At 74.9% G+C, this 7,299-nt stretch carries 7 protein-coding genes and 1 tRNA gene; 1 reads left to right on the top strand and 7 read right to left on the bottom strand.

All coding sequences use genetic code 11. The features are described 5' to 3' along the window. Positions 1–193 precede the first annotated feature (193 nt). From ABZ914_RS42810 to ABZ914_RS42785, 6 genes are all read right to left on the bottom strand, one after another. A tRNA-Cys gene (locus ABZ914_RS42810) sits at positions 194–264 on the bottom strand. A gap of 43 nt (positions 265–307) precedes the next feature. Then, the gene (locus ABZ914_RS42805; RefSeq protein ID WP_500200511.1) at positions 308–1,366 is read right to left on the bottom strand and encodes a rod shape-determining protein; all 1,059 of its coding nucleotides are present in this window, start codon (positions 1,364–1,366) and stop codon (positions 308–310) included. A 183-nt stretch (positions 1,367–1,549) separates the two neighbouring features. Then, complete coding sequence (locus ABZ914_RS42800) at positions 1,550–2,428, bottom strand: metal ABC transporter permease (protein WP_500200510.1); 879 nt, start codon at positions 2,426–2,428, stop codon at positions 1,550–1,552. After that, the gene (locus tag ABZ914_RS42795) at positions 2,418–3,065 is read right to left on the bottom strand and encodes a metal ABC transporter ATP-binding protein (protein ID WP_500200512.1); all 648 of its coding nucleotides are present in this window, start codon (positions 3,063–3,065) and stop codon (positions 2,418–2,420) included. Before ABZ914_RS42795 ends, ABZ914_RS42800 begins: the two co-directional genes overlap by 11 nt. A gap of 5 nt (positions 3,066–3,070) precedes the next feature. Then, complete coding sequence (locus tag ABZ914_RS42790; RefSeq protein ID WP_500200509.1) at positions 3,071–4,021, bottom strand: metal ABC transporter solute-binding protein, Zn/Mn family; 951 nt, start codon at positions 4,019–4,021, stop codon at positions 3,071–3,073. Positions 4,022–4,266: 245 nt separating this feature from the next. Then, a complete protein-coding gene (locus ABZ914_RS42785; protein ID WP_500200508.1) occupies positions 4,267–5,115 on the bottom strand; it encodes an SAM-dependent methyltransferase in 849 nt (282 codons plus the stop codon). A gap of 255 nt (positions 5,116–5,370) precedes the next feature. Between ABZ914_RS42785 and ABZ914_RS42780 the strand changes: the two genes are divergently transcribed. After that, a complete protein-coding gene (locus ABZ914_RS42780; protein WP_500200507.1) occupies positions 5,371–6,123 on the top strand; it encodes a PP2C family protein-serine/threonine phosphatase in 753 nt (250 codons plus the stop codon). A 77-nt stretch (positions 6,124–6,200) separates the two neighbouring features. Here the strand turns inward: ABZ914_RS42780 and ABZ914_RS42775 are convergent, their stop codons facing one another. Further along, positions 6,201–7,187 carry an aldo/keto reductase gene (locus tag ABZ914_RS42775; protein WP_500200506.1) on the bottom strand — a complete coding sequence of 329 codons (987 nt, stop codon included), beginning with the start codon at positions 7,185–7,187 and terminating at the stop codon, positions 6,201–6,203. Positions 7,188–7,299 lie beyond the last annotated feature (112 nt).

Raw genomic sequence — 7,299 nt, 5'->3', positions numbered from 1 at the left:
CCGCCGCCATCGCCAGGAACACGCCGCCGACGCCGATCACGACGATGTTGTTCAGGATGGGCGCCCACATCGGGGCGGCGAAGCTGTTGCGGGTGCGCGTCCGCTGCCAGGCGCGCAGCCACGCCGCCGGCATCGCCGACCGGGCGGCGGGCCCGTCGGACGCCACCTGCACCCCCCATCGCCGTTCGAGGGGCAGGACCGGCCGGAATCGAACCGGCGTCCTCCGCTGTGCAGGCGGTGCGTCGACCTCTGCGCTACGGCCCTGCCGGGCGGCAGCCTAGCCGCCCCGGCGGGACGGCGCGATCCGTCACTGCTCGGGCACGGTGGTGAGCAGGTGCGGGCGCGGGGAGCTGCGGCGGGCGGGCGGCTCCTGCGACCCGGACGAGCGCAGCACGTCGGCCGCGCCGATGACGGCGGCGTCGCCGGTGTCGTCGCCGATGCGCGCGGCCAGCCCGGTGCGCTCCTGGATGAGCCTGTCCAGGCCGGGCAGGCGGGCGGTGCCGCCGGTCAGGGTGATGCCGACGCCGAGCAGCTCCCCGGAGATCTCCGGTCCGCAGCCCGCCAGCCCCTGCTGGACCGCGGCGACGATCTCGCCGACCGGCGCGGCGATGGCGCGGGCGACGTCGGCGGTGGTCAGGACGATCCCGCGCGGCATGCCGGTGGTGAGGTCGCGGCCGTGCACGACGGTCTGCCGCAGCGGGCGGCGCCCGATCGGCGGCACCGCGCCCACCTCCAGCTTCGCGGCCTCGGCGCTGGACTGGGAGATCCGCACCTCGTGCTCGCGGCGGACCAGCGCGACGATCGCCCGGTCCAGGGACGAGCCGCCGACGAGCGCGGTGTGCGAGGTGACCAGCCCGCCGAACGAGATGACGCCGACGTCGGTGATGTCGGCGCCGATGTCGGCGACGACCACGACCTCCGGCCGCCCGGAGGAGGTGAGCCCCATCCCGATGGCGGCCGCGATCGGCGTCGGCACGAGGGTGAGGCGGCGCGCGCCGGCCTGGAACGCCGAGAACTGCAGCGCCCGGTAGTGCACGGACGACATGCCGCTCGGCACCGTCACGACCAGCCGGGGCCGCGCGGTGTAGCGGCGCTTGTGGTGGGTGCGGACGAGGGCGCGCATCAGGTACTCGGCCTCGTCGGTCTCGGTGGGGGCGCCCTCGCGGATGGGCCGGACGAGGCGGACGTCGGGGTTGCGCCCGGCCATCTCCTGCGCGGGGAGGCCGAGCGCGAGGATCTTGCCGGTGTGCAGGCAGCGGGCGAGCAGCGACGGCTCGCGCGCGACGACCCCGCGGTCCCGCACGTGCATGCGCACCGTCGAGCTCCCCAGGTCGATGGCGGTGTCCCGGCCCGCGAAGTCCCACATCGCGTCCCCTTCTTCCCTCTCGCCCTGCAGTCGCAGAGTGCTGATGCCCTGCCGACCTGCGGCGATGCCCATCGGCGGGTAAGCGAATCGCAACGTCCCGGCGAACAGGGATCGGGAATTCCGGATAACGCGACCGGCGGGCCGGGCCCGCCCGGCCGCCAGTGCCGAGCGGGCGTCAAGAGATCATGTGGGGACGGTGTCGCGCCGCCCGGCGTGCGCGCGGGCCGGCCCGCCGCGCCGGGCCCGGACGGCGCCCGCCGCGCGGCACGCCGCGTACAGCGCGAACGAGATCGTGGTGACGTACGGGCTGATCGGGACGCCGGCGCCGAGCGACAGCAGGATCCCGCCGACCACCGACACGGTCGCGAGCGCGGCGCTGAGCACCGGCACCAGCACCGGCGACGCGGTCACCCGCACCGCCGCGGCGGCCGGCGTGCAGATCAGCGCGAGGACCAGCAGTGCCCCGACGACCTGCACGGACACGGCGACGGCGAGGCCGAGGACGAGCATGAACAGTGGCGACAGGGCGCGCACCGGGACGCCGCGCGCCGCCGCCACGTCCGGGTCGAGGCTCGCGAACGCCAGCGGCCGCCACATCACCGCCAGGCACACCAGCACGACCGCCGACGTCCCGAGCAGCCACGACAGCCGGGGCGTGTCGATCGCGACGATCTGCCCGGTGAGGATGCCGAACTTGTTGGCGGCGCGCCCCTTGTACAGCGACAGGAACAGCACGCCGAGGCCGAGCCCGAACGGCATCAGCACCCCGATGGCCGAGCCGCGGTCGCGCGCCCGGCCGCCGAGCACGCCGATGAGCGCGGCGGCCAGCAGCGCGCCCGCGATCGAGCCGCCCGCGACGCCGGCGCCGAGCAGCAGCGCGGCGGCCGCGCCGGCGAACGACAGCTCGCTGATGCCGTGCACCGCGAACGCCAGGTCGCGCATCACGACGAACGTCCCCGCGAGCCCGCCGACCAGCCCGAGCACCGCGCCCGCGATCAGCGAGTTGCGGACCAGGCCGAGCAGCGCGCCGTAGTCGTCGAAGTTGACGATCTCATGCCACATCGCGCGCCTCCGGTCCGCCGGGCATGCGCAGGACGCGGTCGGCGAACGGCAGGACCGGCTCGACCTCGTGGGTGACGAACACCACGGCGGTGCGGTGCTCTCGGCACCGCCTGGCGACCAGCTCGCTGACGGACCGCTGGTGCGCGGTGTCCAGCGAGGCCAGCGGCTCGTCGCAGAGCAGCAGCCGCGGATCGGACGCGAGGGCCTGTGCGACCCGGACGCGCTGCAGCTCGCCGCCCGACAGCAGCTCGATCGGGACGTCCGCGAACGCCTCCGCGCCGACGTCGCGCAGCGCGTCCCGGACGCGGCGCCGCGCGCCCCGGTCCGGGGGCCGCGGCCCCCAGCGGTGCCCGTCGACGCCGAGCCGCACCAGGTCGCGGGCCCGCAGCGGCGTGTAGGCCGGGACGCTGCGGTGCTGGGGGACGTACCCGATGAGGGTTCCGCCGCGGCGCGGCGGGCGCCCGCCGACCGTCACCGTCCCGGCCGACAGCCGCCGCAGCCCCAGCAGCACCTTCAGCAGGCTGGTCTTCCCCGACCCGTTGGACCCGAGGACGGCGACGAACTCCCCGGCCGCCACGTCGAGGTCGAGTCCGCTCCACACCGTCCGGTCGCCGTAGCGGAGCGCCCCGCCGCGCATCGAGATCACGACAGCGCCTTTCCGAGCGCGGCGATGGTGCCGGCCATCCAGCCGATGTAGTCCTGCCCCGCCGGGAGGGTCTCGGTGACCGGCACGACCGCGACGCCGTTGTCCTTCGCGGCCTTCTCGACCTGCTCGGTCTGCGGGCCGCTCGTCTGCGCGTTGTAGACGAGCGCCTTCACCTTCTTCCCGCCGAACAGCCCGAGCGTCTCCCGCAGGGTGCGCGGCGCGACGTCGTCGCCCTCCTCGATGGCCTCGCTGAACGCCTCCGGCGTCTCGTTGCGCAGTCCGGCCGCTTCGAGGAGGTAGAGGGGGACCGGCTCGGTGATGGCGACGCCGTCGCCGGAGTGCGCGGCCTTGAGCGCCGCGACCCGCCCTTCGAGGTCCTTCAGCTTCGCCTTGAACGCGGTGGCGTTCGCGGTGAACGCGGCGGCGCGGGCGGGGCGGGCCTTCGCGAGCGCGGCCGACAGCCGGTCGGCCAGCAGCGCCATGGACGGCAGGTCGTACCAGACGTGCTCGTTCAGCTCGCCGCCCGCCGGCGCGGTCCGCCCGGAGATCCGCACCGCGTCGAGGACCTCGGCCTTGGACGACGACGCCTTCAGCATGGTCGTCATGAAGTCGTCGTAGCCGCCGCCGTTCTCGATCACGACTCCGGCCCGGCCGAGGGCGAGCCGGTTGCGCGTCCCGGCCTCGTAGGAGTGCGGGTCCTGCCCCGGGTCGCTGATGAACGAGGTGACGCGCACGTCGGCGCCGCCGATCGTCCGCGCGATGTCGCCGTAGACGTTGGTCGAGGCGACGACCGGTACCGCCCCGCCGGACGTCCCGGCGGGCGCGGCCTCGGACGGCGAGCCGCAGGCGGCGAGGGCGAGCAGGGGCACGGCCGCGGCGGCGGCGCCTGCCGTGCGGAGGGCCGCCCGGCGCGGTCGCGGTCGCGGGGGCAGAGGCAGAGGGGACATGGGTCGCTCCTGAAAATGAAAACGGTTTTCAGTGCAACTTAGCATGATGTGTCCGGATGCGTCCCATGGCGGGTGGGAGGGGACGAGCGGCGGCGCGCGCCGGAGACCGCCCGGTGGCGGTGCGCAGAAACGCGAAACGGGCCGCCCTCCACCTGCGGTGAAGGACGGCCCGTTCGGGCCCGCGGGCGCCGTGGCGCCCTAAGGGAAAGCGGTCCGCGGCCCTCGATCGGGCCGGCGGGTGCGGGTCAGCGCTTGCGCAGGACGCCGCCGTACTCGTAGATGCCGGTGTCCAGCTTGGAGGCGCCCTCGTACTTGCGCAGCTCCTCGGGGACGGGCGCGAGCGGCGGCTGCAGGTCCATCGGCCGCCAGTCGACGAGGTTGCACAGGCCCGGCTCGACCGGGTCGAAGTCCGACAGCAGCGCGTCGATCTCGGCCGGCGTCCGCGTCTGCCACGGGATGCCCGCGCCGGTGACCTGCGCGGTCATCTCCGCGCTGCGCACCGGGTCGTCGCACGCGACCTGCGAGAACGTCAGGTGGCTGCCCGGCGCGGCACGGTCGATGACGGCGTGCAGGATGCCCCTCGGGTCGTCGGAGTCCGGGAGGTGGTGGCCCACGGAGAGGAACAGCGTCGCGACCGGCTCGGAGAAGTCGATGAGCCGCTTGACGTCCTCGTGCTCCAGGACGGCCTCCTGGTCGCGCATGTCCGCGGTGATCACCGTGGTGGACGCGTCGCCGGCGAGCAGCGCGCGGCCGTGCGCGAGCACGATCGGGTCGATGTCGACGTACACGACGCGGGCGTCCGGCGCGAACTGCCGCGCGACCTGGTGGACGTTGGCGTCCGTCGGCAGCCCGCACCCCATGTCGATGAACTGCCGGATGCCGGCCTCGACCGTCAGGTAGCGGACGGCCCGGTAGAGGAACAGCCGGTTCTGCCGGGTGATGTCCAGCCCGGCCGGATGGTGCTCCAGCTGCCCCCGGATGAACTGCCGGTCGACCTCGTAGTTGTCCTTGCCGCCGAGCAGCCATCCGTAGGCGCGCGCCGAGGTCGGCACGTCGTTGGGGATGTCGGCGATCGAGGGCTGGTCGTCGTTCACAACCCGCTCCGCATCTGCGCAGTAAGTGGGGATCAGTGTCGGTTGGAACGGTATACCGCTTCGCCGCCTCGCGTTCGATCTTTGGCCCGTCCGGTTCCGCCGCCCCGGCGGCCACGCGTGCCGCGCTCGGGCGGCCGCAAGGCCATCTCATCACCAAGTTGCTTGTGAAACGGGTTCCGGCGTGCTTCTCTGGCGTGCGTGGCGCACCTCTCGCTCCGGTACGCGGCTGGCACGGACATCGGCAGGCGGCGGCGCGTGAACGAGGACTCGGCGCTCGCCGGGCCGTCTCTGCTCGCCGTCGCCGACGGGATGGGCGGCCACCCGCACGGCGACGTCGCCAGCGCCGCCGCCATCACCGCGCTCACCGAGCCGCCCCCGGCCGGCGAGCCCGCCGCCGCGCTCGCGGCGGCGGTGGCGCGGGCGGCCGCGCGGCTGGAGGAGCTGGCCGCCGCCGACCCGGAGCTGCGCGGGATGGGCACCACGCTGACCGCCATGGCCTGGGACGGCGCCGGGTTCGCGGTGGCGCACATCGGCGACTCCCGCGCCTACCTGCTGCGCGGCGGCGACCTCTTCCAGATCACCCGCGACCACACCATGGTCCAGACGCTCGTCGACAGCGGGCGGCTCACCCCCGAGCAGGCGGCGGACCACCCGCTCGGCTCGACGCTCCTGCGCGCGCTGCAGCCCGGCGGCGATCAGCACCCCGACCTGTTCCGGCAGGACGCCGCGCCCGGCGACCGCTACCTGCTGTGCTCCGACGGCCTCTCCGGCTTCGTCCCGGCCGGGGCGATCCGCGACGCGCTGGCCGGGGCCGCGCGTCCCGAAGACGCCGTCACCCGCCTCATCGCGCTGGCCGACGCGGCGGGCGCCCCGGACAACGTCACCTGCGTCGTCGCCGACGTCTCCGAAGGCGCCGCGGACCCGGCGCGGCGGGGGCCGCAGCTGCTCGGCGCCGCCGCCGGGAGGGGACGCCGCGCCCGCCGGACCCGCCGGACCCGCCGCGCCTGAGCCGCGCCCGGACGAACGCGGCGCCGACCGTCTCCACGAGATGGCCGATCCGGCCGCCGTCGCGGCTCCCGGGCGTCCTACCAGGCGAAGGCCTCGGGCGCGGGGCCCGGGCCGGGGAAGATCTCGTCGAGGGCGGCGAGGAACTCCTCCGACAGCTCCAGCTCGACGGCGCGCAGCGCGGAGTCGAACTGCTCCTGGACGCGGGGGCCGACGATGGGGCCGGTGACGCCGGGACGGGTCAGCAGCCAGGCGAGTCCGACGTCCCCCGCCTCGACGCCGTGCTTGTCGCAGAGGTCCTCGTAGGTCTGGATCCGCGCGCGCTCCGCCGGGTCCTCCAGCATCTTCGCCCACAGGCCGGACCCGGACCGGGCCGTCCTGCCCTCGCTCTGCTTGCGCAGCACGCCGCCCAGGATGCCGCCGTGCAGCGGCGACCACGGGACGACCCCGAGGCCGTACACCTGCGCCGCCGGGATCACCTCCATCTCCGCGCGCCGCTCGACCAGGTTGTACAGGCACTGCTCGCTGACCAGGCCGAGCGAGCCGCGCCGCGCGGCCGTCTCGTTCGCCTGCGCGATGCCCCAGCCGGGGAAGTTCGACGACCCGGCGTACAGCACCTTGCCCTGCTGGACGAGGACGTCGACGGCCTGCCAGATCTCCTCCCACGGCGTCGTCCGGTCGATGTGGTGGAACTGGTACAGGTCGATGTGGTCGGTGCCGAGCCGCTTCAGCGACGCCTCGCACGCGCGCCGGATGTTCAGCGCCGAGAGCCGGTCCCGGTTCGGCCACGGGTCGCCCTCGGGGCTCATGTCGCCGTACACCTTGGTCGCCAGGACGGTCTTCTCCCGCCGCCCGCCGCCCTTGGCGAACCAGGCGCCGACGATCTCCTCGGTGCGGCCCTTGCCGCCGTAGATGTTGGCGGTGTCGAAGAAGTTGACGCCCGCGTCGAGCGCGGAGTCCATGATGGCGTGGGCGCCGGCCTCCTCGGTGTGGCGGCCGAAGTTCATCGTGCCGAGGACGAGGCGGCTGACCTTCAGGCCGGTGCGGCCGAGTCGCGTGTACTTCATGGCACCAAGCCAAGCACCTGGAGTGCGCTCCAGATCAAAGGGGCGGGGCGGCCGGGGAGGCGGGCGGGCCGGCGCGGGGGCGGGGCGGGGGCGCCCCGGCGGGCGGGTGGGG

This window comes from Spirillospora sp. NPDC046719 (assembly GCF_040645715.1).
GTDB lineage: Bacteria > Actinomycetota > Actinomycetes > Streptosporangiales > Streptosporangiaceae > Spirillospora.
This window is presented reverse-complemented; position numbering and strand designations above follow the sequence as displayed.

Bases quoted from the DNA above. Each gene is read 5' to 3' on its own strand.
- ABZ914_RS42805 (WP_500200511.1), bottom strand. From the start codon at position 1,366: ATGTGGGACTTCGCGGGCCGGGACACCGCCATCGACCTGGGGAGCTCG.
- ABZ914_RS42800 (WP_500200510.1), bottom strand. From the start codon at position 2,428: ATGTGGCATGAGATCGTCAACTTCGACGACTACGGCGCGCTGCTCGGC.
- ABZ914_RS42795 (WP_500200512.1), bottom strand. From the start codon at position 3,065: ATGCGCGGCGGGGCGCTCCGCTACGGCGACCGGACGGTGTGGAGCGGA.
- ABZ914_RS42790 (WP_500200509.1), bottom strand. From the start codon at position 4,021: ATGTCCCCTCTGCCTCTGCCCCCGCGACCGCGACCGCGCCGGGCGGCC.
- ABZ914_RS42775 (WP_500200506.1), bottom strand. From the start codon at position 7,187: ATGAAGTACACGCGACTCGGCCGCACCGGCCTGAAGGTCAGCCGCCTC.